23 protein-coding genes are annotated in these 23,443 nt (G+C 47.7%); 13 read left to right on the top strand and 10 right to left on the bottom strand.

The features are described from left to right. The 5 genes from ACQQ6X_RS19540 (at nt 1) to ACQQ6X_RS19520 (ending at nt 6,026) form a co-directional block, all read left to right on the top strand. Complete coding sequence (locus ACQQ6X_RS19540; protein WP_149034124.1) at nt 1–813, top strand: ABC transporter permease; 813 nt, start codon at nt 1–3, stop codon at nt 811–813. 49 nt (nt 814–862) lie between these two features. After that, nucleotides 863–2,395, top strand: coding sequence for a hypothetical protein (locus ACQQ6X_RS19535; protein ID WP_305166680.1), 1,533 nt, complete (start codon nt 863–865; stop codon nt 2,393–2,395). A gap of 17 nt (nt 2,396–2,412) precedes the next feature. Further along, nucleotides 2,413–3,573, top strand: coding sequence for a UDP-glucuronosyltransferase (locus ACQQ6X_RS19530; protein ID WP_305166679.1), 1,161 nt, complete (start codon nt 2,413–2,415; stop codon nt 3,571–3,573). After that, nucleotides 3,570–4,658, top strand: coding sequence for a Gfo/Idh/MocA family protein (locus tag ACQQ6X_RS19525; protein WP_305166677.1), 1,089 nt, complete (start codon nt 3,570–3,572; stop codon nt 4,656–4,658). Before ACQQ6X_RS19530 ends, ACQQ6X_RS19525 begins: the two co-directional genes overlap by 4 nt. Before the next feature lie 90 nt (nt 4,659–4,748). Further along, nucleotides 4,749–6,026, top strand: a complete 1,278-nt coding sequence (locus tag ACQQ6X_RS19520; protein ID WP_305166674.1) for a type III PLP-dependent enzyme — start codon at nt 4,749–4,751, stop codon at nt 6,024–6,026. 88 nt (nt 6,027–6,114) lie between these two features. Here ACQQ6X_RS19520 and ACQQ6X_RS19515 read toward each other — a convergent pair whose 3' ends face one another. The 3 genes from ACQQ6X_RS19515 to efeO are packed head-to-tail and all read right to left on the bottom strand — an operon-like array spanning nt 6,115 to nt 10,213. Then, nucleotides 6,115–7,941: an FTR1 family iron permease gene (locus tag ACQQ6X_RS19515; protein WP_305166673.1), complete on the bottom strand. Its 1,827-nt coding sequence runs from the start codon at nt 7,939–7,941 to the stop codon at nt 6,115–6,117. A gap of 24 nt (nt 7,942–7,965) precedes the next feature. Then, on the bottom strand, nt 7,966–9,330 hold the full coding sequence (gene efeB, locus ACQQ6X_RS19510; RefSeq protein ID WP_305166671.1) for an iron uptake transporter deferrochelatase/peroxidase subunit: 1,365 nt from the start codon (nt 9,328–9,330) through the stop codon (nt 7,966–7,968). 4 nt (nt 9,331–9,334) lie between these two features. Further along, entirely contained in the window at nt 9,335–10,213 is an 879-nt protein-coding gene (efeO, locus tag ACQQ6X_RS19505) for an iron uptake system protein EfeO (protein ID WP_305166669.1), read from the bottom strand. 308 nt (nt 10,214–10,521) lie between these two features. Here efeO and ACQQ6X_RS19500 point away from each other — a divergent pair, with 308 nt between their 5' ends. Continuing rightward, entirely contained in the window at nt 10,522–10,749 is a 228-nt protein-coding gene (locus ACQQ6X_RS19500; protein ID WP_013372773.1) for a helix-turn-helix domain-containing protein, read from the top strand. Between the two features lie 215 nt (nt 10,750–10,964). Here the strand turns inward: ACQQ6X_RS19500 and ACQQ6X_RS19495 are convergent, their stop codons facing one another. Further along, nucleotides 10,965–11,213, bottom strand: coding sequence for a hypothetical protein (locus ACQQ6X_RS19495; RefSeq protein ID WP_305166665.1), 249 nt, complete (start codon nt 11,211–11,213; stop codon nt 10,965–10,967). A 560-nt stretch (nt 11,214–11,773) separates the two neighbouring features. Between ACQQ6X_RS19495 and ACQQ6X_RS19490 the strand changes: the two genes are divergently transcribed. The 4 genes from ACQQ6X_RS19490 to ACQQ6X_RS19475 all read left to right on the top strand — a co-directional run bounded on the left by ACQQ6X_RS19490 (nt 11,774) and on the right by ACQQ6X_RS19475 (nt 13,715). Next, the gene (locus ACQQ6X_RS19490; protein WP_063209336.1) at nt 11,774–12,256 is read left to right on the top strand and encodes a hypothetical protein; all 483 of its coding nucleotides are present in this window, start codon (nt 11,774–11,776) and stop codon (nt 12,254–12,256) included. Between the two features lie 166 nt (nt 12,257–12,422). Further along, nucleotides 12,423–12,914: a hypothetical protein gene (locus ACQQ6X_RS19485; RefSeq protein ID WP_013372771.1), complete on the top strand. Its 492-nt coding sequence runs from the start codon at nt 12,423–12,425 to the stop codon at nt 12,912–12,914. A gap of 86 nt (nt 12,915–13,000) precedes the next feature. Then, nucleotides 13,001–13,264: a hypothetical protein gene (locus ACQQ6X_RS19480; protein WP_305166662.1), complete on the top strand. Its 264-nt coding sequence runs from the start codon at nt 13,001–13,003 to the stop codon at nt 13,262–13,264. A gap of 16 nt (nt 13,265–13,280) precedes the next feature. Beyond that, on the top strand, nt 13,281–13,715 hold the full coding sequence (locus ACQQ6X_RS19475) for a hypothetical protein (protein WP_326403403.1): 435 nt from the start codon (nt 13,281–13,283) through the stop codon (nt 13,713–13,715). A gap of 71 nt (nt 13,716–13,786) precedes the next feature. Here the strand turns inward: ACQQ6X_RS19475 and ACQQ6X_RS19470 are convergent, their stop codons facing one another. The 4 genes from ACQQ6X_RS19470 to ACQQ6X_RS19455 all read right to left on the bottom strand — a co-directional run bounded on the left by ACQQ6X_RS19470 (nt 13,787) and on the right by ACQQ6X_RS19455 (nt 18,653). Beyond that, complete coding sequence (locus ACQQ6X_RS19470) at nt 13,787–14,674, bottom strand: methyltransferase domain-containing protein (protein WP_305166660.1); 888 nt, start codon at nt 14,672–14,674, stop codon at nt 13,787–13,789. A gap of 222 nt (nt 14,675–14,896) precedes the next feature. Continuing rightward, on the bottom strand, nt 14,897–16,252 hold the full coding sequence (locus ACQQ6X_RS19465) for a dipeptidase (protein WP_305166659.1): 1,356 nt from the start codon (nt 16,250–16,252) through the stop codon (nt 14,897–14,899). Between the two features lie 187 nt (nt 16,253–16,439). Further along, nucleotides 16,440–16,616 carry a YjfB family protein gene (locus tag ACQQ6X_RS19460; protein WP_064797435.1) on the bottom strand — a complete coding sequence of 59 codons (177 nt, stop codon included), beginning with the start codon at nt 16,614–16,616 and terminating at the stop codon, nt 16,440–16,442. Nucleotides 16,617–16,673: 57 nt separating this feature from the next. Then, nucleotides 16,674–18,653, bottom strand: a complete 1,980-nt coding sequence (locus tag ACQQ6X_RS19455) for a methyl-accepting chemotaxis protein (RefSeq protein WP_305166657.1) — start codon at nt 18,651–18,653, stop codon at nt 16,674–16,676. A gap of 165 nt (nt 18,654–18,818) precedes the next feature. On the opposite strand from ACQQ6X_RS19455, the gene ACQQ6X_RS19450 reads away from it, so the two are divergent. Then, nucleotides 18,819–19,235, top strand: a complete 417-nt coding sequence (locus ACQQ6X_RS19450; RefSeq protein WP_305166656.1) for a hypothetical protein — start codon at nt 18,819–18,821, stop codon at nt 19,233–19,235. A 235-nt stretch (nt 19,236–19,470) separates the two neighbouring features. Here ACQQ6X_RS19450 and ACQQ6X_RS19445 read toward each other — a convergent pair whose 3' ends face one another. Next, the gene (locus tag ACQQ6X_RS19445) at nt 19,471–20,598 is read right to left on the bottom strand and encodes an SGNH/GDSL hydrolase family protein (protein WP_305166655.1); all 1,128 of its coding nucleotides are present in this window, start codon (nt 20,596–20,598) and stop codon (nt 19,471–19,473) included. 208 nt (nt 20,599–20,806) lie between these two features. Further along, nucleotides 20,807–21,520, bottom strand: a complete 714-nt coding sequence (locus ACQQ6X_RS19440) for a GT-D fold domain-containing glycosyltransferase (RefSeq protein WP_305166654.1) — start codon at nt 21,518–21,520, stop codon at nt 20,807–20,809. Nucleotides 21,521–21,735: 215 nt separating this feature from the next. Between ACQQ6X_RS19440 and ACQQ6X_RS19435 the strand changes: the two genes are divergently transcribed. Together ACQQ6X_RS19435 and ACQQ6X_RS19430 are read left to right on the top strand one after the other, a co-directional pair. Then, nucleotides 21,736–22,443 carry a glycosyltransferase family A protein gene (locus tag ACQQ6X_RS19435; RefSeq protein ID WP_305166653.1) on the top strand — a complete coding sequence of 236 codons (708 nt, stop codon included), beginning with the start codon at nt 21,736–21,738 and terminating at the stop codon, nt 22,441–22,443. Nucleotides 22,444–22,462: 19 nt separating this feature from the next. Beyond that, nucleotides 22,463–23,443, top strand: coding sequence for a polysaccharide biosynthesis protein (locus ACQQ6X_RS19430; RefSeq protein ID WP_305166652.1), 981 nt, complete (start codon nt 22,463–22,465; stop codon nt 23,441–23,443).

Here is a 23,443-nt window from a genome sequence, read left to right as displayed (position 1 = left end):
ATGAAACATGTTTTTCGAAACGTTGGACGTTACCTCAGATTGTACTGGAAGTTCGTCCAGTTTTCCGTCATGTCGCAGATGGAATATCGCATTAATTTTATAACAGCCTTTCTAGTTGAAACGGCTTATTTGTTGATCAAACTGCTGTACGCCTCGGTTCCATACCGGGCAGGGACGGACATTAACGGCTGGTCTCCTGACGCCATACTTTTATATATTGGCGTGTTTACGATGATGAGCGGATTTTACAGTGGATTATTTTACAGTAATTTTACAAGCCTGCCTGACAAAATCCGGACTGGCTCACTGGACGTGCTCATGACGAAGCCGGTATCGCTGCAATTTATGGTGACACTGCGTCAATTTGAGCTGGGTTATACTGTGCCGAATGTCGTGGGTGGTGGAATCATGACAGGCATTGGCTGGTATCGTCTTGGACTGCCATTTGATGTGGAAACCGTAGGAGGCTTCGCTGTGCTGCTCGCATGCGGAGTGCTTACGGCATACTCTGTGTTTCTGCTGCCCCAATTGCTGGCCTTTTGGATTATCCGCACGAACGGTGTTACAGAGCTATCCAACAGCATTTTCGAGACAAACTATGTGCCGATGGCTGTGTACAGTAACCTGATTCAGCGTATTGGCTTGTTTGTGCTTCCGGTGTTTGTCATCTGCAATTTTCCTCCAATGTTCATTCTCGGCAAAATGCAACCCGGTTTGATGCTATGGGCATTTCTTGCACCTCTCTGGCTGCTGGCGATTATCCGCCTGATATGGCAGTTTGCACTACGTGATTATACGAGTGCGAGCCAGTAGCGCTACCGTGTAGTAGTTTCATAATGAAGCAGGAAAGGAAGCGAGTCATATGAATGCGATACCGAACCAGCGTCATTTATATATGGGAACGTTCGAAGCGGAGGCTTATTGGCGAGATGCCGAGCTGGCTTCTCTGCCCGCCCTGCCTGACCGGGCTTCTTCTGCCATTGTAGCAGCTATGGATGAATTGCTATTTAGCTTTTGCCAGCCTGGAGACGCTCTATTGACACGTTATGCCATTTCGCCCGTACATCGTCAGTATATCGCGCAGTTGGGCTTTCATCCGGCTGTAAACGAACGGGATTTGACTGACGGAATGGAACAGGCGGGCAATGTGTCGGCCGCATCCGTTTTTGAGCTGTTGAGCAGTCGCAAGACAGATGCCGGGGAAGGGTTTCCTCAACTGGAAGGCTGTGTGCTTAGCCCGTTTGCGGGGTTGCCGCATGTGGAGGAGGCCGCACGTGCTTGGGGAATTACATTGCATCAGCCGCCGCTGGAAACCATTCGCAGGGTAAATGCCAAAACCTACTCCTCTGAGCTGAAACGCAGTCTTGGTCTGCGCAATCCCGGTCATATTGTGACTTCGTTTGCAGATGTCGCTGAAGCGGGGCGTAAACTGCTGCGGGATGGAAGCTTTTTAATCAAGGATGATTTTGGCGTATCGGGCAAAGGCAATCTACACATTACCTCGACACAAATGCTGGACCGGGTCGTATCGTATTTGCGTGGACAGGAGCGCAAAGGCAAACGGGTATTGTTTCTGCTGGAGCCTTTTCTGGAGAAAGAGCAGGATTTTTCATGCCAATTTACGATTGGCGATGATGGATGTGTTGACATCCTATCTGTGCAATGGCTGGCTAATACTCAATTCGCTTATCGGGAATCCCTATCGCCAGACAAGGCCTTTATGGAACGTTTGGAGCGCGAGGGTTATTTTAGCTTGATGCAGGACGTGGGACAGCAATTGTATCGGGATGGATATTACGGCGATGTATGCATAGACTCCATGACACTTCGTGGTGGAAAGCTGGAGCCCATTATCGAAATAAATGCCAGAAAGTCGATGAGTTTGATCAAGCATCAGCTCGATACCTATCTGGCCGGGAAAAATATGCGTGGCACGCTGACGAATTATTCTCTGTCCCATGACGGCAGTCTATCCTATGAGGAACTGCTGGAAGGACTGGAAGGCGCGGGATTGCTGTTTACAGGTGAACGTGAGGAAGGTGTCATGCCCCTGGGAGCCAATACATTATATGTAAACACAGGTGGACGAGACGGTGAGAACAGGATTGTAGGTCATACAACTGTACCAAGCAGAAATGCAACCGGGCGCGGAGGCAGATCATCTGCCAAGCAGGTTCGTATAAGTGGGATTGGAGCCGGCGATGGCGGACCAGAGGGGAACGGCATGAGTCAGCCTGACTTGAGTGGTACAAAAGAAGCTGCTGGAAGCGAACGGGCGCGAGGTAAAGGCCGGCTTTATTTGGAATTGGTGACTGCGAGCGATGAAGAAAAAATGCGATTGACTACCAAGCTGGAGCGTTTTTTGGCAGAGCGACATTTTACAGTGCTGAATTAAACGGGAGGCGTATAAGCATGCGTAAGAGTACGGAGAAGCTTAGGAAGGTAACGATTTTGTGTTCCGGTTTCGGATTGGGCTTTTATACCCCTGGCTTGTTGCTGCAGGCGGGTCTTCGCAGGCTGGGCATGGATACGGCGATCCATGTATTTGAAAATGTACTGCCGGAATCAGCACGTCTCAAGGTCGACAAAAGCCGGAAAGCTTACCATGACAACTTTGCCGTGGCCTTAATGTCGCAGAAGGTTCCGCAAGACATGCGTAATTCACTGGACCCTGCAGCGATGGAAGTACTGCTGAACCAATGGACAGAGGAGGATCGTCGGTATTTTATATGCTTATCCGGTCATTGGATGTACGTACTGGAGGAGTATCGCAAGCGCAGAGAGCCGGAGTCCGTGCATGTGGATATCGTGTATATGGATTCGACCCCTTCCCCTTCCTGGAAAAATCTAGCCAAGCATAATCCGCATTTTGCTAATGGTTGTGGAGAAACGATCCTGTTTGAAAATGATAAAAATAGAGTCAGCCACTATATTGACATCCCGGCCGTAGAGCATATCCCTTTTGAAGCACGGCAATCTCGCTTATTCGTACATGGCGGCGGTTGGGGGATGGGTACCTACCGTGAGAAGGTTGGACGGTTGGAAGTAGCGGGCTGGGAGCTGGATTTGCTGCTGTATGATCAGGATCAACCGGATGAACAGCGGGACAGTATACGCTATTTTCGAATGGACCCACAGTGGAGAACATGGCAGCGAAATGAAGCTGGGGAGCATACCTTTCCACCTTTCGGTGAGGTAAAAATGGGTGAGGAAACGGTGTTTCAGGTCGGACCGGATTACCATAGCATGCTGGACCGGGCATGTCATGCCCAGGCCATTGTCAGCAAGCCCGGCGGCGGCAGCCTGACTGATTCGTTTGCTACAGCTACTCCGCTGATTATGCTGGAGCCGTTTGGTGTGCATGAGAAGCATAATGCGGATTTATGGGAACGTCTTGGATTAGGTATGCGCTACGAGACGTGGATTGAGATCTATGGCGGTAGTGCCCAAATTCTGGAGGAAATGCATCAGAGGATCGTAGAGCTGCGCAGTCGGACGCCGCGTTATATCGAGTGTTATGTGAATAGCATCCACGCATCAGCAGGCTCACCGGGAATGGAGCAGGGATCATGAACCCTGCCGCGGCTGCGCAAGAACCTGCGATGCAAGATATTCGCTTTGGGATCATTGGCTGTTCGGCTATAGCCCCGCGTGCGTTGCTGGAACCGATCCGACATGTTGCAGGAGCCCGCGTGACTGCGTTAGCGAATCGTACAGTTGCGAAGGCGGAAGAAATGGCAGAGCGTTTTGGAGTCAAGGTCGTTTATCGTCATGCTGAGGATATGCTTAAAGACCCAGATATCGACGCTGTATATATAGCGCTCAGCAACGATTTACATGCTGAGTGGATTGGCAGAGCTTTACAAGCTCATAAGCACGTGCTGGTGGAAAAACCGTTATGCCTGAATACGGCTGATCTGGCTCCCCTGGCAGCTATCGTTGAACAGGGCAACACCTATCTGCTGGAGGGAGTCATGGTGCAGCATCATCCCTGGCAGCGTGAGCTGCGCAGAATCGTAGAATCAGGTCGTTATGGTCGCTTAGGCTCCATAGAGACGAGTCTATGCATTCCGGCAAAAGAAGGGCATACGGACAATTACCGATCCCGTCCAGAGCAGGGTGGAGGGTGCTTTTGGGATTTGGGTGTGTACTGGATCCAATTTCTTCAGGCTGTCGTTGGACTGGAGCAGGCGGAATTTCACAGTCAATCGGATTTCGCTGGTCCTCATGGCTGTGATTGGACATTTCATGCCCAAGCCCGTTACCCGAGTGGACTAAAGGCATCTGCCCTCTTCTCATTTGAGCGCCCTTATCGCTGTGCTCATGTACTGACCTTTGATTCGGCAGTAGTCACCTTAAAGGATTGCTTTCGGGCGAATTTGGGCTTTTATAAGATGACCCTCAAGACGGAAATGAAGAACGATATCGCCGTGAATATAACGGATGCCACGGCACTGTCCATGTCATCACAGACATCTTCGCATAGCAAAACAGTTTTTGAGCCCATGAACTATTATGTCAATCAGTTGAATGCCTTCTGCAGCATCATCCGTGGTGAAACGGAGCCCATTCCATTTCATGAGGCTGCTGAACGCGTCAGACTGCTGGCAGCTATTCATAAAGCAGCACGCTCGGGTGAGACAATCTATGCTGTATGAGCATGATCGTGATCGTGGTTTTCAAACGGCGAAATTCGAATAATGAAAAAATACGGAGTATCCAAGCAAAGAGAGGAGGCGATTCAGCAGATGTATCAAAAAGACGAAATTTTACTGGAGCGATTCGGCGAGCATCCGACACCCTTTTATTATTATGATGGAGACGCGCTGCATGCACATGTCAGCTCATTGCTGGCCCGATTACATCCAGCCGTGCGTGTACATTACGCGCTCAAGGCTAATGGTAACGTAGCCTTGGCCGGGTTGCTGCGCTCGTTAGGTTGCGGTGTCGAGATTGCTTCGGCTGGAGAACTGTTCGTCGCTATGGAGGCGGGGTATGCTGCGGAGGACGTGCTGTACGCCGGACCGGGGAAAACAGTAGCCGAGCTGCGCGAGGCGATAGCCTGTGGGATCGGCTGCATTCATGTCGAATCGGTGAGAGAACTGCGTCTACTAGAGGACATTGCCGCCCAAGCGGGCGTGTTGGTCAAGGCCGCGGTTCGAATCAATCCTGATAACGACCTGTCGGGGGCAACCATTAAAATGGGCGGAGTTCCGCGCCCTTTTGGGGTCGATGAAGGGCAGCTGGATGACTTTTTTAAGGTGCTGGAAGATTGCCCACACGTATATTTTCAAGGCATTCAAATATATACAGGTACGCAAATGCTGAAGGCAGATCAGATTTTGGCTTCATTTGCGAATACCTTGCAGCTGGCAGAACGGGTGCAGGCTCAGTATGGTGTGGCGATGCATACGATCAATTTGGGCGGCGGGTTTGGTGTACCTTATTTTGCTCATGAACAGCCGCTGGATATGGATCATGTCATTGACGGACTCAACGAACTCGCGGAACAGACCCAATCCCGTATACCGGGAGTTAGGCTGATCATCGAAAGCGGCAGATATCTGGTCGCTCAATCAGGCATGTATGTCTGCCGGGCGTTGTATACCAAAGAATCCAAGGGAGAGAAGTTTGTCGTGGCTGATGGCGGCATGAACCACTATGCCGCTGCTACCTTTCGAGGACGCCGCATAAGGGACAATTACCCAGTGCGAATTATGCGCAGGCAATCAGCAGAGGTTCTTACAGAACTTGAGACAGTTAGCATTGTCGGTCCGTTATGTACACCTGAGGATTGTATTGTGAAAAAAGCGGAGCTGCCGCCGATTCACGAGGGCGATTATATTGCTTTTCCGAATGCAGGAGCCTATGGATTGAGCTATAGCCCATTATATTTTTTGGGACATGCTACTCCGGCAGAACTGCTCGATTATCGCGGGGAGGTGCATGTCATTCGCGAACACGGCGACCGCACAGACCTGCTGCACCATCAGCGCATGATTGCGTTGCCTGAGGATGTAAGGTAAATATGTAAAAACGCCAAAGTCATGGGAGTCGATATCAATCGAACCAGTGACTTGGCGTTTTTTTACATTTTAGTATTGTAGTATCGACTTAACGTGAGTTGGAGCTGCGTATTTCCTGCCGAACCAGCTGCCACACCATAAAGATCAGTACAAGGGCTTGTGGGATAAAGGTTTCCCAAGTTGGATACATCCCCAACCAGCTAATGGATGGAAGCGAGGACGCCGTATGCCCTGGAAGCTTGCCGGCCACCTGAAGCGAATGAATGCTTTCGCCCAAAAATCGGAAGACGAGATAGTAAATCAGTACAGTCGCGGTCAGGAAAAAGGCGCGAATCGGCAACCGTACACTGAATTTGATGATCGCAAAAGCAAGGACGACCAATATCCCCATTGCCGAGCCAATACCAAGCAGCAATTGCGAGGGGTCGATGGCTGGAGCCATACCGATATAAAAAATAGCTGTCTCGGCTCCTTCACGTAGAATCGCAAGTGCAGAAACCGCAAATAACGACCACAGACTGCCCCGTGCCAGCGCATTGCCTACGCTGCTTTCCACAAAGCGGTTCCACGCGGCAGCATTGGACTTGCTATGCAGCCAGTTCCCGACGGTTAGCATTAGCACAACCGCCACCAGCCCGGTGACACCTTCCAGCAGCTCACGCATGCTGCCCGATGCCGCAGCTGCTACCAGCGAGGTGAACAGCACCGCCAGAATTCCGCTTAGCACCAGCCCCGTGCCAGCCCCTGCCCATATCCATCGTCCAGCCACAGCTTCGCCGCTTTTTTTGGCATATGCCAGCAAAGCTGCGAGCACGAGAATGGCCTCCAGGCCCTCACGCAGCAAAATCAGTGCGGCATCCCAGGCAGTATAAGAACGTTGCTCTGTTAACGGACGGAGCCTGTCCAGCATCTGATCCAGCGTCTGCAAGGCTTTATCCGTATTCGGTGGAGAAGACAGCAGATATCCCGAAGTTTCGGTCATTTGATTTTCGATCGCAGTGTAAGACGCCGGATCGGAAATTTGTACATGTCCTTCGACGGAAGGCCATAGAGCGATAAACTGCCCCACCTTGTCTGCGGCCTGCTCTGGCTGATTAGCTACAGTCTCTTGACGGGCGGATTCAAGAAGGGTGACTGCATCGCCCAGAGAGGCTGTTGAACCATTCGCCGCTCCGGCAGCAGCATTGCCTGCATTTGCTCCTTGCCCTGTGTTCACAAGTTTGCCCTGGCTATAATCAGCCAGCAGCGTCGTTAACGCCTGCATTTCCTTGAGAGCCTGTGCTTGACGTATAGGCTCCGCTTGCATGGAAATGCGAATGAGGCTGATTTTCGTTTCAAGCGAGCTATATACCGAAAAATGGTCCGAACGAATCGGTGCCTCTACCTGGTACCAGGCTTTAACGATTCGATCGTAATCCGCCCGCGCAGCAGCCCAATCGCCTTTTTGCATGGCAACCAGACTGCCCTTTGCCATAGGAAGCAGTTTTTCCGCTGCTTTGGCTCCGGCCTGAGCTGGTTTATCTCCCTCGGCAGCAGTCACGTACTCATTGACCGAGCGGGCCAGCACAGATAAGGCAGCTTTCGCTGAATCCCCGCCGCCATGGGCAAGAGCCTCTTCTGCATCAGTCAAAGCTTGATCTATCGCTGCAATATGAGCTGAATCCCCGCCATTGGTTTTGACGATTTCCCATAAACCGCGAAATTCCTTTAAATCCTTGGAGGCTTCCGCCCATTGGGCTTGTCCCGCCTCCACCAGAGCTCCCCCGACCACAGGCATCAGCTGCTCACTAGAGACAGCTTTAGCATTTGGCTGTGCGAAGGCGGCCGACCCGGAGCCAGATATGAAGGGAGTTGCTGTCAGCAGCGCTGCCGCCAGCACAAACACCCACCTCAAGCTTTTATTGCGCCGATTCATATAAATCCCCTTCCTTGCCTACTCCTAAAATAACGTATCCCCGATGTATCCGCCTTGCGATACACCTGGGAAGCAGGCGAACACCGCACTGCCTTTGTGTATAATGTATTCGTTCAGCTTGTCGCTGCGTGCAAGCTTCTCCTGAATGTGGACGAACTGCTTGAACAGATCACGCTGATAGCTGATGAACAGCAGCCCGGCATCGAGCTGTCCTGTTTGCTTGTCTAATCCGCTTGAATACGAATAAGACCTCCGCAAAATATTAATACTCCCGTCCCCATGAGCCAATGCCACATGAGAGGTGGGAGGCGTAAGCGGCTTGCCTTCCGGATTTGTAGCTGCCAGATCCAGCTTGTCGAATTCTTTGGTCTTGCCCAGTGGAGCACCGCTGCTGCGATGGCGTCCAAAGGTATTCTCCTGGTCGCCTAAAGTTGAACGGTCCCATACCTCTACCCGCATACGAATACGGCGTACAGCCATATAGCTGCCGTCGCCCATCCATGCTGGTCCGTCATTGGCCTGTGTCCACACCAGCCGATTCATTTCGTCTGCCTTGGACGTGTCCGGGTTACCCGTGCCGTCTTTGAAGCCAAGCAAATTGCGCGGGGTGCTGCCCGCAGGATCAGCTTGTGCTGTCCGCTGAAAGCCTTCCTGCGTCCAGCGAAGGACCGCCGTGCCTCTGGCGATACGCGCCAAATTACGGAGGGCATGGAAAGCGACCTGCAAGTCATTGGCACATACCTGTACACCGATGTCACCGCCGCACCATTGCTCCTCCAGGGCATCTCCCTGAAAACGAGGCAGTTCGCGGAACCCGGCAGGCTTGAGCCCTGCCAGACCGTATCGTCCATCAAAAAAGGATGGACCCACACCAAAAGTGATCGTCGTCCGGGACGGAGACAATCCCGCTGCCTCGCCTGTATCGGAAGGAGGGAGATTGAGATTTTCATTATCAGTACCAAGCAGCACACCAGAAGTCATTGTCGCGCTTGCTTCCGTCCAGGCCTTGAAGAGATTTCGCACCTGTTCCTTGTCGCGGGTCATTAGATCGAAAGCGGCGAAACAGATAAAATCTTGTGCCGGAGTCACAATGCCAGCCTGATGTTTGCCATAAAAAGGGATCACATCTTTAGTATCTGCCGCTGTCATCATGCTTTCGAGGCGCTGACTGGCTGACAGCACAGCGCCCACGCCACCGCCGCCAAGCAGGAGACCTAATCCGCCTACTCCTGCCAGCTTCAATAAATCACGGCGTGATACGGATTTACCTTTTCCAGATTGTTCATCATCCGCAGGCTGAGCATCCTTTTTTGCCAGATCAGCCTGTTCATTACGGGATTCCGCATACTGCGGCTTTTCTTGTCCTTTTTGCCGCTTAAAGCCCTTCATATCATTACACTCCTAACAATTTCCCCATTTGGGACAACGGTTCTGCCAAGGCATCGAGATTCTGACTCAGTTTTTTTATTTCTTCCGGTTTCAGTTTTGTATACGATACATAGCCCTCGCCGTCTTTGAAAGGAGCTAGCTCCTGCTGTAAGGCTGTGAAGCGTTCACCGATTTGCTTTTCCAACGCCGCATCTTTTTGGTTCAGATCTGGTTTCAAAATGTCATAGATCTTTTGAGCACCCTCTACATTGGCCGCAAAGTCGTACAAGTCTGTATGAGAATAACGTTCCTCTTCACCAGTTACCTTCGAGGTAGATACTTCATTCAGCAGTTCAACTGCACCTGTTACCATCAGGCTGGCATCAATGTTAACTGTTTCTACTTTGGCGCGCAGCAGCTTGGCATCACTCAGCAGGCGGTCGGAATACTCGTTTAACCCTTTGGTAGTGTTTTCTTCCCATAATGTTTTTTCAATACGGTGAAAGCCGCGCCAATCTGCTGCATCCACATCACCGTCACGGGCGTCAATATTCGGGTCCAGATCGCCTAGTGCTTCCGCAATGGGTTCGATCCGTTCATAGTACATACGTGCCGGAGCGTACAAAGCCTTAGCTTTGTCCAGCTCGCCAGCTTTGACTGCGTTCGTGAATTCTTCCGTCTTTTTCACAAACGTATCGCATTGCTCGGTTGCATAGGTACGGTAAGCCGCAACCGCTTGATCAAAATTGGGAGCAGTCGCCGCCGCAGTCGTGGTTTGTGTTGCTGCCCCTGTATCTTTGGATGTCGCAGCGGGCTGCTGATCCGCAGTTCCAGTTTGTCCGCAACCTGCAAACAGAATAGAAGAGACCAGCACTCCGGCCGGCACGGCATAACGTAGTTTCATAATCAATGAACACCCTTTCTGGCCAAACAGGCCCTGAACCATAGTCTATTGCGCGATCTCTATATCGAATTACCTTTTTTTTGATAATGATTATCAGTCGCATTTTTTCTTATCATAAGGCTGGTCTATATGCCTGTCAATACATAATTTAGACACAAAGTTCAATTCATCGTTAAAGCTGTAAGTAAGGTGCCTATGCCCATTTTTATCCGCACATCGAACCATACCTGAGCACATGACATAAAATGTGTTGACTGTATCCCTTAACCTTGTTACACCACATAAAACCCGAGCAAGGAGGGGTGAAATTGACGAAGGGTAACGACCAGAAAAACAAGTTTTTGTTAACTCACCGTGAACGTGAAGTATTTGAACTGCTCGTGCAGGACAAAACAACGCGTGACATCGCCGGACAACTATTTATTAGTGAGAAGACGGTGCGTAACCATATTTCTAATGTGATGCAAAAATTGAACGTAAAAGGTCGTTCACAGGCGGTCGTAGAATTAATCAGGCTTGGCGAATTAAAAATCTGACCTCTCGTTCCTTGCGGGGTACAAAGTCTTCTCAATGATCCTTCAACAATGAAGGATGGTCGGGAAGGCTTTTGTTTTATGATAAGTTAGGGGATCAAACATAATCAGATTTATCATATTTTAAATTAGGAAAGTAGCTGAAAAGTGGGCTGTAAACGTAAAACAAGCGAGTGTCTCTACAATAGACAATCGCTTGTTTTGATCATTTTTTTAGTTTAGAAACGATAATCCTGAAGCTGCTCCTGACAGCTAGCAATTCTTGCTTGCTCTGATTTGGGATAGCCCAGTCGTTTTGTTTTTTGACTGCACATCCAGCAAGAACAATGGATCTTTCCTTTAGAGAAGGTACCATCGAATTTGACGACCCATCCCCAATGAGCTGAAAGCCGTTTTTTACGGTGAATAACCCGCTTTCTGTGGTGTCTAAAATAAGCTTGATTTCGATTTTTTTGATAAGGTTTCATTACCATCACGCTCCCTTGGGCAAAGGCTCAGCCCGCAGAAATTCCAAGGGGTAAAGCTTCTACAGGCCGAGCGTGATGGTAATCCAGTTTATATGATTCGGCATGGGTCACCTGCTTGGAGTTATTTAATAGGTGAAAATAGAAAAGATTATATATCCAATGATACCATAAAGCTTTATCAACAGAAAATATTGAAAAACCACTAGTAATTGTAATCAGCAAAGGTGAATATATGACGAAAAAAACGATTAAACCGCTGAAATATGTGGGAAATTGTGTGCAAGTGGTGTACTATATAGATTAGGAAGAAAATACCATGTGCTTTGCAGCTAGTTCATATAAATAATTGAAAATGAAAGCTGTACCACAAAGTTGTATTTAAATAGAAATGCATCTGGTGATAGTCTAAGGATGAACTAAACATCAGTATGACGACAGGATGGAAGATGAATCGGGGGTTGCACGCAAGGTGTATAAGCTCGTTGCTCAGGTAGTGGGAATTAGTTTTTGCCTAGGACTACCTGTGGTATATTCTTGATCGGAGGTGAACGATAAGACGTATGATACCCAACCAACACTTGATGACTTATACGTTGAACAGTGGCATAAAGGGAACCGTCGACCTATCCAGTAAACAGGTGCAGGAATGGATTAAGGCATATCGAATTGGCAGCAAATTTGTAACAGTTGTGGGCAAACAATATTTTGGTTTAAACCCTGAGTTGGTAGCAGATTTCAAGGTACATAATGAATACTCGGAGCAGAGAGAACACATATCCATGATACAGCCTGTAATGGAACGCAAAGCTGTAGATCTGGACCCACTGGTAGAAGCGTATAGCCAGTATAAAACATTTATTCAGGTAGAATGTAAATGTGGTGCTTCCTATATAGAAGAGTCACCACACAAAAGAACCAAGTGGTCATGCAAGGAATGCAACAATATTGTATTCCTGGATCGCAAAAAGGGCATGGTGGACACGAATGCAGGCAAGGCCTGGTACATGACCAACAAATATTATGTAGAAAGACAAAGCAACTGACAGATTGTTAGTTGCTTTTCTAACAGACTTGCACGTGTCTTTATGTGCTTTTCACAATATATTAAATCTACACCTGGAAATGCTACTATATCTTTTGCCAAATAATAAAATTGATGTTTTGAACGCTTTGTAGTACATTATCAAGTGTATTATAAGGAGGCTTCTCATGTACGGACATAGACAAGATGATACTTTATACATCATGACTTACACATTAAATAGTGGTATCAAGGGCACAGTGCCTTTGTCTAATCAACAGATACAGGAATGGCTTGAGTGTTACAGAATTGGCAAGAAATTTGTAACCGAGATTGGCAAAGAGTACTTTGGACTGCATGCGGAACTGGTGGCTGACTTTAAAGTGCACAATCAGTATTCAAGCTATCAGGAGGTCATTATCCCGATTCAACAGCCGGATACTGGCTTAAGAGAGCTGTCCCAAGCTTACAAATCAACAGAAACCTTAATTAAAGTAGATTGCAAATGTGGTACATCGTATGTAACAGAATCTCCCTTCAAGCGGACCAAATGGTACTGCACCAAATGCCGGGAGATTGTTTTTCTCGACAACAAAAAGGGAATGGTTGATACTTCCAGAGGCAAGGCTCATTATATGACCAATAAGTACTTTGTGGAACGGGAAACAACTGGCGTATAAGCCGGTTGTTTTTTTGTTCATAAGGCTTGTATACGCCCTGACATTTCAAAGCCGATTGCGCTATAGTGAAATAGGGAGGGATGGAAGTGTGGATTGTTTTGCTGAATCATATTTTGTTGATAGGATTTCTGACTGTTTTGATTCAACGGATTTACAAGCATCGCTTTCGTCAGCAAAATGGTAGCAATTTACTGCTATGTTTGTGGGCTATCTTGTTTAATCGATCCAATAGCTTTTTTGAACTGACAGCGTTATATACGGTGTACACCGTTTTTTTTGCTATAGGAGCATTATTGTTTGGAGGTTGCTGGCTTATGCAGCTATTGGAAATGGAGAAAGATCAATCTTAAAATAAATGATAGTCAGGTGGTGAATGTCATCCGGGAAAATCATACGAATGGTGCAAGAAACCGCATAAGCACGAGCAATGTGTACATAAACGAAACACTTCATTTAGAACAAATTATAAGTGACCTGCGTGTGATGGGCTATGTGGCTTTTCATCATCATCCGCAAATTGCAGCTGAGCCTCATGAGCTGGTGGAGTTAAAAAAGCAATTACTGTCGTTTTTTCAAGAGCATCATGTATTGTGGCTTGAGCTTGATCCACTAACGCAATATGTGGTGGTGAATAACATGGGGAAGGCCACGGTGCTCAAACTCATTGGTCGAAAAATAAACCCGCTACGTGATCGGAGAGTGAACGCTGCTTTGGCCGGACAGCCGCTGCATGAGCTGGACCGGGAGATAGAACGGCTGAATCGGCTGGTTCACCTGTTGCGCTACACTCGTTTTTCTTAAAGGATGGTATTTAATAAAAAAAGCATTCACGAAGCATGTGTAATCACACGGCGTGAATGCTTTTTGGTATGTTACTTTTTACCACATAAGATGAGCAAATCTACTGTGACATACGGTAAATCTATTTTCTCTATTCGCTGCCAGTCGGCTTCTGTAGCTCCCCACGATAAGGGAGTCATATGGAGCAAAGGCTCCACAAGGTCTGCATTTAGCATAAAGCGATAGGTTACTCGTTCGGCGGATAGAAGATTAAAGTTATCTTTAAATCGGCTTAATATATTGTCATTTGAATATGCTGGCTTTTTCTGTTCATACAAGCATCTCAATTCCTGAAGGTAATGCTGTTCGGGAATGACCTTTAGGATGCGGCCGTCCTCTGCAAGAATCCTTTTAAATTCAGCATAATTAGAAGGGCACAGAATATTGAGTACAGCGTCAAATTGTTGATTTGCAAATGGACAATGAGCTAGATCGGCGACACACCAGAGGGTATGAGGATATGCTTTGGCTGCGGCCACAATACCTTCTTTAGACAGGTCCATACCTACGTTTGTAAGCTCGGTGATTCCCTTCCCGGTAAGCTTGTCCTGAATGTGGGTCGAATGAGAGCCTTCCCCGCAACCTGCATCCAGCAAGTACAGGTGTGATTTATGATCGAACAGTGGCTTCATAAATTTCATCATCGTGTAGCTTATGGCTTTATTTAAAGGATCGAAAAATCCGCTATTGCACATCATTCTTCTGGAGGCAAATAGCTGTTTATCATATTTGGTCTTATGGGATCGGGCGGATAAATGTAAATACCCGTGTTTTGAAAGATCATAACAATGCTGATTCGTACATAGAAGGCTTTTGCCTTCCACCATACGCATGGGCTGAGAGCATACAGGACAACTAAAAAGATGTTGATGCTTGCCAATCAGGCTGGCCTTCATTTCGTGTTTATTCCATTTGGACATAGGAAAAGCACCTCGTTCATTCGTATTTGGTGAATGAAAAAAGGCACAGTCAAATAAACCCAACCCACTTTTGAAAAAAATGGTTGAGCTTTCATGAACTGTACCTCACATTACCGTAAACGAATGAACTGAATAATCATATTGTGCAGCGCTCCTCTAAAAAAAATAGAAAGGGCTTTCGCCCTCTCTATATTACCTTAGCTATTAGAAGTTGTCATGTGCTCACACAGATTTCAAAAACTCAACAATCGTCAGCAGACCCTTGTCGAAATTCTCCAAATTAAAATGCTCGTTTGGCGCATGCAGGTTCTCATCCGGCAAGCCGAAGCCCATTAATACAACTGGAGCACTCAGTACACGGGAGAAGGTTTCCACAATCGGAATGGAGCCTCCATCCTTGGTAAACAGGGCCCGAACACCGTATACCTTTTCAAAGGCATCCGCTGCTGCTTGCAAAAACGCATGTGACGGATCGATGTTAAAGGCATTTGCTTTCTCACCTTGTTGAATATCCAGGGTAGCTCCTGCCTGAACGTGGGCGCGCAAATGGCGCTCGATTTTGTCCAGAATATCTTGTGGATTCTGGTTAGCTACCAGGCGACAGGTGATCTTAGCATGAGCTTCCTTCGGAATGACGGTTTTCGTACCTTCACCCTGGAAGCCGCCATATACGCCGTTCAGCTCCAATGTAGGACGCGCCCCAACACGCTCAACGAAGCTGAATCCTTCTTCGCCATAGAGGGAATCGAGTCCGAGATCCTGTTGCAGCTTGCTTTCATTGAAGCCTTGCTTCGCAAATTCTGCTTTCATTTCTGCTGATAATGGAGCAACATCGTCATAGAATCCTTCGACGCTAACGCGGCCTTTGTCGTCATGCAGGGTTGCCAGCAGGGACACCAAAGCATGCAGAGCATTCGGCACACCGCCACCGAAGGAGCCGGAATGCAGATCCGTGTTCGCTGTGTGGATGGCGACCTCCAGTGAGCATAATCCGCGCAAACCTGTGCAAATCGCAGGCTTTCCTTTTTCGATCAAAGAGGTGTCAGACACCAGTACAGCATCGGCTGCCAGACGTTCAGCGCCGGTGTGCAAAAACTCAAGCAGGCTTGGGCTGGACACTTCTTCCTCGCCTTCAATGCAAAATTTGATGTTTAGCGGCAATTTGCCTTCTTTCTTCAAAATGGCCTCAACTGCCTTGATGTGCAAGAAAACTTGCCCCTTATCGTCTGTCGCTCCGCGTGCATACAGTTTTCCATCGCGAATGGATGGCTCAAACGGTGGCGTTTCCCACAGATGAAGCGGGTCCACAGGTTGTACATCATAGTGTCCATACACGAGGATGGTTGGCTTGCCAGGTGCATGCAAATGGTCTGCGTACACCAGTGGGTGGCCTTTAGTTGGAATGATTTCAACGTTTTCCAAGCCTGCAGCAGTCAGTTTGGCTGCCAGCCATTCGGCTGCTTGGTTAATGTCTTTTTTGTGCTCGGATAATGCGGAGATACTCGGAATGGACAGCCATTCCTGGAGCTCGCCCAGTTGTTGTTCTCTGGCTTTTTCAAAATATTCAGTATAACTCATAGACTATGTATCCTCCTTTAAATGTAAATCGTGTTTAAAATGCGCTATCCTCCGAACCGAGGTCGTGGACGATATGTCTAGTTTACTACGTTTTATGCTGAACGAAAAATAGGGGGATAAAAAAGCGATTCTACTCAGGTCTGTACAGACCTGAGTAGAATCGCTTTTAAACATGAATAAGATGTACTTATGCGCGGATGTCCAGTTGACCTCCAAGGTGTGGTTGTACGCTTTTTTCCATCATCTGTACCAAAGCTTGTCCTTGTTCATTGGCTTGATCCTTAGCCATACCCATTACCTTCACACTTACGGCTTGGGCCAAGCTGGCCTGACTCATACCTGTGGATAATGCTGCGATATCCATGTTCCATCCTCCTTTATTTTGGCAATTGGCTTTCTCTGTATTTATCGGTAGGAATGGTTATTTTGTTTCATCCAATTGGAATTGTGTCAGTAAATTCTGAAGCTGCTCTGCCAGACGGGTCAAATCTGCGGCAGACGAACCGATCTCTTCCATGGAGGCGAGCTGTTCCTCTGCGGCTGCAGACACAGTCTCGGTATGAGATGCTGCTTCTTCAGCGATGCGAGTAATTTCCTCTATGCTGCTAACGACTGCACTCGTTCCATTAGCGACTCCAGCAGTAGAAGCGGCCACGTTATCGAGCTGTTTCGCCGATTTGGCCACCGCTCTACGGATGCGCGAGAAGGAGCGACCGGATAGATCAATGGAATTGATGCCTTCAGTTACACGTTCCTTGGCAGATTCCATAGCGATCAGGGCTTCAGATACACCGCCCTGTATCCCTTGAATCTGTTCGCGAATTTGCTGTGCGGAATAAGCTGAGTTTTCAGCCAGCTTGCGGACCTCTGTGGCTACGACAGCAAAACCTTTGCCATGCTCCCCTGCACGTGCTGCTTCGATAGAAGCGTTCAGTGCGAGCAGATTCGTCTGGCTAGCGATTTCCGTAATGACGGTGACAATCGTTCCGATTCGTCCGGATCGGTCACTCAAAGCACTGATAATCGTATCGAGCTCCTCTACGGTAGTGCGAATACCATCGATGGAGACGACGCTGTTGCCGATATGCTCACTGCCTGCATCCGACGCTTGGATAGCTTGTGTGGAGTAAGTGGTCATTTCAGCCATAGTTTCGGTCATAGCTGTAATGTCAGCAGACATGCCGCTAACCCGTTCCTGATTATCTTTAGCGCTGTCCAACTGGCGTTCGCTGCCTGCGGCCACATCTTGAATAGCTATAGTTACATGCTCGATGGCACGGGTCGTTTGTTCTGCGCCTGCGGCAAGCTCTTGCGAGGATGCTGACAAATTACCTGTCATTGCTTGAATTTCTCTAATCATGTTACGCAGGTTATCCACCATTTGTTGGAAATATCTTGATAGTTCACCAATTTCATCTTTATTGGTCGTAGCCACATTAATCGTCAGATTACCTTGGCTGATGGCATCCATAGAATTGCGCAATCTATGGATCGGCTTAAGTATACTGTTGATTAGCCACATTGCGAGCACACCAATAACGATGGCTGAAATTATCAACACTACGATCGTCGTGAGAAGAATCGGTTGAGCTGAGGCACGGGTTTCGGATTTGTCCATCGTTCCGGCAATTTTCCAACCTGTCAGCGCATTGGTTTTGAAAATCAGATGTTTAGCTACACCAGCAACATTGTAATCGAAGTTGCCCTCGTTGGAGGCAAACAATTTTGGTACTTTTTCTCCTATTTTGGTACTTCCGCTGACTTCTGTCGGGTGGGTAACAATACGTTTGGTGCTATCAAATATCACAATATAGCCGTTTTGTCCGATTTTCAACTTTGTAATCTCTTTTAAATTATTCAGGTTCAGGGAAAGACCGAGAACACCACTGTTGTCGGGAAGTGTACGTGAAATATACACAACGGGGACCTTAGCCGTATTGAGTCCGACCGGGCTGATCACGGTTTGTCCAGGTTTCTCCATAGCCTGTTTGTACCACGGACGCTCACGAGGATCGTTTGTGGAGCCTACGGCTTTGCCAATAATGAGCTTACCTTCGGGAGTTCCTACAAACATATCAACAGCTTCCGCATGCATTTTCAAATATACTTGTAACCTTTTTAGAATGGCATCATCTGCTTCAGCACTGTTATCACTAGCGGTCAACGTTGTAGAGTAATATTCGAGATCGGCGATTTTGGCTTGAATCGTTTGAGTAACAGCGCGATCAGCTGCAGTCACGCTAGACGTCGCACTGTCCAGTAATTGGCGGTCTGTCTGGTTATACGCTGCCCGATATGAGAAAGAGCCCACGATAATACTAGGAACAAGCATGACCAGCAAGAAAGCTGCTGTCAATTTCTTGCGTAGTGTTAATGTTTTCAGTCGTTTCAGTTGTTTCATCTAACCCCTACTTTCTATCTATATATTCATTTCAAAAGCTTACACCATATGTATTTACTATCGGTTTTTTGGAGCTGGATTAATAGATTTATTGCTAATTTGTCCAATACGTCTAAGAAATTGCTTGCATAACATGCAGTATCTTGCAATTTGGAGGGATAAGGTATGGGTTTTTTTCTGGATATGAGAAGCTCCACCAATTCATCAAAAACAGGTGAGGGCCCCGATATTCAACTGGGTTCTGTACCTGAGCGATTCGGTTTGATTACGCTGCGGACTTTTCTTGTGCCAAGTCCGGTTGTGACTTTTAGTGGTTCGATTGGCCTAATCGGTGAGCTTGGTGATACGTATGCGGTGGAAATCGTGCGTGGAGCCGACTATGATCCGAACGAGGTAGTTTACCGCGCCGAGGGGGTACTGGGCGTGAATGGAGCTAATGAAACACAAGCTTTTAATGCACAGGACTTGTCCGCTCCTTGGGCAATGCAAACGGTATATTCTTCTTATATTTCGGGCGTATCGACCACTGTCCGTAATGGTCCGGAAGTGTTCACGGGCATTGCCTCAACTCCGTTTTTATAAATATATCAGACAAGGATTCCTATCAGAAGTTCGCTGCCTGTTCATAGTCTTCTATGGTCATGTCGACGGACTCCAAGCTTAGCAGCCACGAGTCTGGGGCAGACATTTGCCACAGGCTCGTGGCTAGATGTTTAACCACAACACCCAGAGCACAAATAATCTGGTTATTGTAAATTTAGTTATTGAAATTTCCCTCATAAGCGTATTCAACAAAGTTGCTTGTGCTTCCCGGCTTCTAATTTTTTAAGATTTCTCGCAAATACCTAGTCAACTCATCTGCTGCTTTAGTATGGGCAGAGAGTCCGGGGTGGCTGCGAGATCCTATTGTTTCTTCTGTCGTGTTCGGCAGTTGGAACACCGACACCTTCCGATCCTTTGTTTTTTTCTTATACGCGTCTACCGCCCGGTAGATCGCTGGCATCATGGGAGTACCAAGCATCCCATAGGCCCACACAATATGGGCAGCAGGATTACAGGTCCGAAGCTTGACCAGAAAATGTTCGGCAGCGTTTTCAAAAGCTTGTACATCCTCTTCATTGAACGTGCCGTCCTCATTCAAGCGTTGCTTGTAGACTTTTCCACTGACCGGGTCTGTCCATGCTGGAGAATAAAAGGCCCCACCGTCATTGGTCCCCAAATTCACTACAACCACATCCGGCTGCCAGGAGGTAAAATCATGATCGGCAAAGGCCCCTAATGCTTCATTTCTTTCGCCGGTGAGTACACCACATATCTGCTCATAATATGTCGGTATGTTCCCATGGGGGTTGTTATCCCAGCTTGTTAGCACACCCCATCCGCTTTGTGAGAACACTCGGTAATCCGCATTTAGTGCTTCGGCTGTTATGGCTGTATAATTGCGTAGGGCCGTGAACAGCATAGGAACCCAGTCGGTCTCTTCCTTTGCTCCAATTGATCCCTCTCCCGAAGTAATGCTATCACCGATAAATTCTATCTTAAGGGGCTTATCAGGGACGGGCAGCAATTCTCCGTCAACCTTCAGGGCATGAATTTGCAACAAGCAGCGTGGGTCCGAGCTCATAGGCTGGACATCCTTGACTACACGAACATTTTTGACCGTGTCAGAGTTCAAACCTCTTAGAAGACAGATCCAATGCCGTCCAGTGGTCACCATCAGGCGACTCATCGGGACACCATTGACAACAATGCTAATCCAGGACTCATACATCTGATAATCAGCTTCTATTTCAATCCATAGCTCTGAGCCTTTCATATTTAATTCTATGCCGCTGCCTGTCCAAAACAGAGTAAGAGGGGTGAGGGTTGGCGTAGTTCGGCCATGAACCTTTACATGCTTTGCTTTTGCAAGCGGGTATGTCTTCAATCTCTTGTTATGCGACATATTCAACATCCTCCTCGTAATCTCGAATGAATGCTAGTTTCTGTAATATTGTAAAAGAAGTGACAGAGAATCTCAAATTCTATTTGTAAGTAAGTTTAGGACAGTATTTGATAGCAAAAGCACCCGCAAAATTTAATTTGTGGGTGCTTTTTTGGATACACGGAGCACAGAAAATGAAGTTGTTTTTTTAGACTAGCACTTTTATTCTTTAATTCGCTTTGCCGAACATGACGATGTTTATCGCCTTGCCGAAGTCAATACCTACTTTGCCGGTTAATTCTGCTGTTTGTTGCGCCAATACCACCGCATTGACACCACAAGAGAACAGCGCAATATCAAAGTCATCTTTGTGTGCTGCGATCCACCCGAGTGTTTCAGGCATCTGTTCATATTGATGAAATGCGATCGTGTGCGCGATATGCAGCCTGTACGGCTCGGTTTCAAGAACAGGTTTGACTTCAGCGGCCGTCCGGGTCACCAGCAGAATGCGTCGATTTTTCAGAATATCCCAGAATGCGGTCGTCTGCGCCATATATCGATTCAGGCAGGCATGGCAAGTCAGCGCAGGAGCAAGACCATAGTGAGCAAAAACCTGATCCGTCAGCTCCCGTTTCATATAGGATGGTGCTTTAATAGATTCGTCATCATAGGGCAAAATGCCAGTAATACTGGCTTTGCTCACTGCTACAGCCACCGCATCTCGTAGTTTCGTATTCGGCAGAAACAGTCCCTTTTGACCGAGATTAGCTTTGACCGCCCAACGTTCCTGTAACACCTTTTCCATCGGCCAGACGGTGTCCTGCGCCAACACTAAATTTTCACCATCCCCAATACGGATAAGCGAAAAGGGTTGGTGCTGATCGAGTGCCTGCTTCAAACGTCTCAGTACCTCGTCTATCTCCAGATACTTTGGATTCGTCATATCATGGTTCCTCCCTGTCAGTCCTGCTTGTTTCATTTTTCAGATGGACCAAAAAACTTTGTATTCTATCATATGTCGAAAGCAAAAATATTTTTGTATGAACGGCTATTCTTTTTAGATTTTACCTATTTTTGCGAGAGTTGTTGTATCTGTACGTGCCGTTTCAGGAGCGGTTTCATAACTTGAGAGGAGACGGATGAAAGGGAGGAAGTTCAATGAATCGCAAGATTGTGATTGAAATTAATTTTAATAACTATGGAATGAATCCTAACCGCCTGACACGTGAGTGGATTAGCGAGCGGCTGGATATTTTCAGAACCTTTACGCTGCGCAGTCTACTCAACCAGACGAATGCGGATTTCTTATCTGTCGTCAAGCTGGCGGGCGGATGCAGCGACATTGTGGAAGATGAATTGGCCCAACGTGAGCCCATTCCCGACCACATCCGTTTTGGTACGAGCATTGAAAGTAAACGTCGTATCAATGCATATATCGAAGGTGCGGACGAACTACTCATTGCTAGAATTGATTCCGACGATTTGTACCACCAGTCCTTTGTACAGCAATTGCATGATTACAAGTTTCAACCGGATACGGTTGCGCTGGTAAACCAAATGGGGTACTTGTGGGATGCGGTTGAGGGCCAAATGGCACCTGTGTTTCACCGTTCGCCTTCCTTTTATGTGTTCCGCTATCAAGTAGAGGATTTTCTGAATGGTTACCGTGTCGTTATTCCTGGAAAAGGCACGCACGGATATGTAACGGAGCTGCCGCATGAGGTGATTCCGCTTCGCAACTATGTGAATGTCATTCATGCTGCCAATACTTCGGTGAAAAAGGTGCCAGCCAAGGATCGACTCTCAGAACATGAGATGAACGCGGTGCTGGCTGAATTTTTGGGCACAAGCATGGCCAATTCGTAACGGTCAGGAGGAGATTATATTGTTCAGAGGAAAAAAACTGCTGGTGACCGGAGGAACAGGATCTTGGGGGCAACGCCTAGCAGCTGAATTGCTGAAGGAGGAACCAGCGGAAATTCGCATTTTCTCACGTGGTGAATTTGCACAGATTGCCATGCAGCGGCAATTTCAGTCTGATCCCCGGCTGAATTTCATAATTGGAGATATTCGGGACCTTCAGGCATTGCAGGAGGCTTGTCGCGGGGTAGACTATGTGTTCCATTTGGCGGCCTTAAAGCATGTCCCTGTGTGTGAAAAACAACCGGAAGAGGCTTTCAAGACGAACGTTCATGGTACGGAAAATGTGATTCGGGCCAGCATCGAACAGGGCGTCGCCAAGGTCATTGATGTCTCTACAGACAAGGCGGTAGACCCGGTGAATGTATATGGCATGACCAAGGCCATTGGCGAAAGATTGATGATTCGCGCCAACGCATTAAGTGAACGTACGCGCTTTGTGTGTATTCGTGGCGGCAACGTGCTCGGGACGAGTGGGAGTGTCGTGCCCCTGTTCAAACGCCAGATCGCGGAAGGACAGGATTTAACGCTGACGAGCCCACATATGACACGATTCTTCCTCACGCTTGGGGAAGCAATTGGTCTGCTGCTGAAGGCTTCTGTCACAGCGATTGGTGGAGAGACACTCGTGATGAAAATGAAGGGCTGCAATATCGCAGATTTGGCAGAAGTAATGAAAGAACAGGCGGGAAAGCCTGAGTTAAAAGTGCAGGAAATCGGTATACGTGGTGGGGAAAAGCTGCATGAGGTGCTGATTTCACCCTATGAGGTGCCGTACACGTACCGTTATGATGATCGTTATTTTGTTATTCTTCCCCAGCAAGCAGACAAGCGCTTGCTGAGTCAATATGGTGGATTGGAGCGGGTGAAATTCGAACAATATCGCTCCGATGATGAGTTAATGGATCGCGCTGGAATTGCGGAGTTACTGCAAGGTATGGAGTAA

It is taken from the genome of Paenibacillus ottowii (assembly GCF_050516475.1).
GTDB classification, from domain to species: Bacteria; Bacillota; Bacilli; order Paenibacillales; family Paenibacillaceae; genus Paenibacillus; species Paenibacillus ottowii.
This window is presented reverse-complemented; position numbering and strand designations above follow the sequence as displayed.

Bases quoted from the DNA above. Each gene is read 5' to 3' on its own strand.
- efeO (WP_305166669.1), bottom strand. From the start codon at position 10,213: ATGAAACTACGTTATGCCGTGCCGGCCGGAGTGCTGGTCTCTTCTATT.
- ACQQ6X_RS19445 (WP_305166655.1), bottom strand. From the start codon at position 20,598: ATGTCGCATAACAAGAGATTGAAGACATACCCGCTTGCAAAAGCAAAG.
- ACQQ6X_RS19520 (WP_305166674.1), top strand. From the start codon at position 4,749: ATGTATCAAAAAGACGAAATTTTACTGGAGCGATTCGGCGAGCATCCG.
- ACQQ6X_RS19465 (WP_305166659.1), bottom strand. From the start codon at position 16,252: ATGAGTTATACTGAATATTTTGAAAAAGCCAGAGAACAACAACTGGGC.
- ACQQ6X_RS19460 (WP_064797435.1), bottom strand. From the start codon at position 16,616: ATGGATATCGCAGCATTATCCACAGGTATGAGTCAGGCCAGCTTGGCC.
- ACQQ6X_RS19450 (WP_305166656.1), top strand. From the start codon at position 18,819: ATGGGTTTTTTTCTGGATATGAGAAGCTCCACCAATTCATCAAAAACA.
- ACQQ6X_RS19525 (WP_305166677.1), top strand. From the start codon at position 3,570: ATGAACCCTGCCGCGGCTGCGCAAGAACCTGCGATGCAAGATATTCGC.
- ACQQ6X_RS19440 (WP_305166654.1), bottom strand. From the start codon at position 21,520: ATGACGAATCCAAAGTATCTGGAGATAGACGAGGTACTGAGACGTTTG.
- ACQQ6X_RS19530 (WP_305166679.1), top strand. From the start codon at position 2,413: ATGCGTAAGAGTACGGAGAAGCTTAGGAAGGTAACGATTTTGTGTTCC.
- ACQQ6X_RS19540 (WP_149034124.1), top strand. From the start codon at position 1: ATGAAACATGTTTTTCGAAACGTTGGACGTTACCTCAGATTGTACTGG.
- ACQQ6X_RS19535 (WP_305166680.1), top strand. From the start codon at position 863: ATGAATGCGATACCGAACCAGCGTCATTTATATATGGGAACGTTCGAA.
- efeB (WP_305166671.1), bottom strand. From the start codon at position 9,330: ATGAAGGGCTTTAAGCGGCAAAAAGGACAAGAAAAGCCGCAGTATGCG.
- ACQQ6X_RS19495 (WP_305166665.1), bottom strand. From the start codon at position 11,213: ATGAAACCTTATCAAAAAAATCGAAATCAAGCTTATTTTAGACACCAC.
- ACQQ6X_RS19455 (WP_305166657.1), bottom strand. From the start codon at position 18,653: ATGAAACAACTGAAACGACTGAAAACATTAACACTACGCAAGAAATTG.
- ACQQ6X_RS19470 (WP_305166660.1), bottom strand. From the start codon at position 14,674: ATGTCCAAATGGAATAAACACGAAATGAAGGCCAGCCTGATTGGCAAG.
- ACQQ6X_RS19490 (WP_063209336.1), top strand. From the start codon at position 11,774: ATGATACCCAACCAACACTTGATGACTTATACGTTGAACAGTGGCATA.
- ACQQ6X_RS19435 (WP_305166653.1), top strand. From the start codon at position 21,736: ATGAATCGCAAGATTGTGATTGAAATTAATTTTAATAACTATGGAATG.
- ACQQ6X_RS19515 (WP_305166673.1), bottom strand. From the start codon at position 7,941: ATGAATCGGCGCAATAAAAGCTTGAGGTGGGTGTTTGTGCTGGCGGCA.
- ACQQ6X_RS19485 (WP_013372771.1), top strand. From the start codon at position 12,423: ATGTACGGACATAGACAAGATGATACTTTATACATCATGACTTACACA.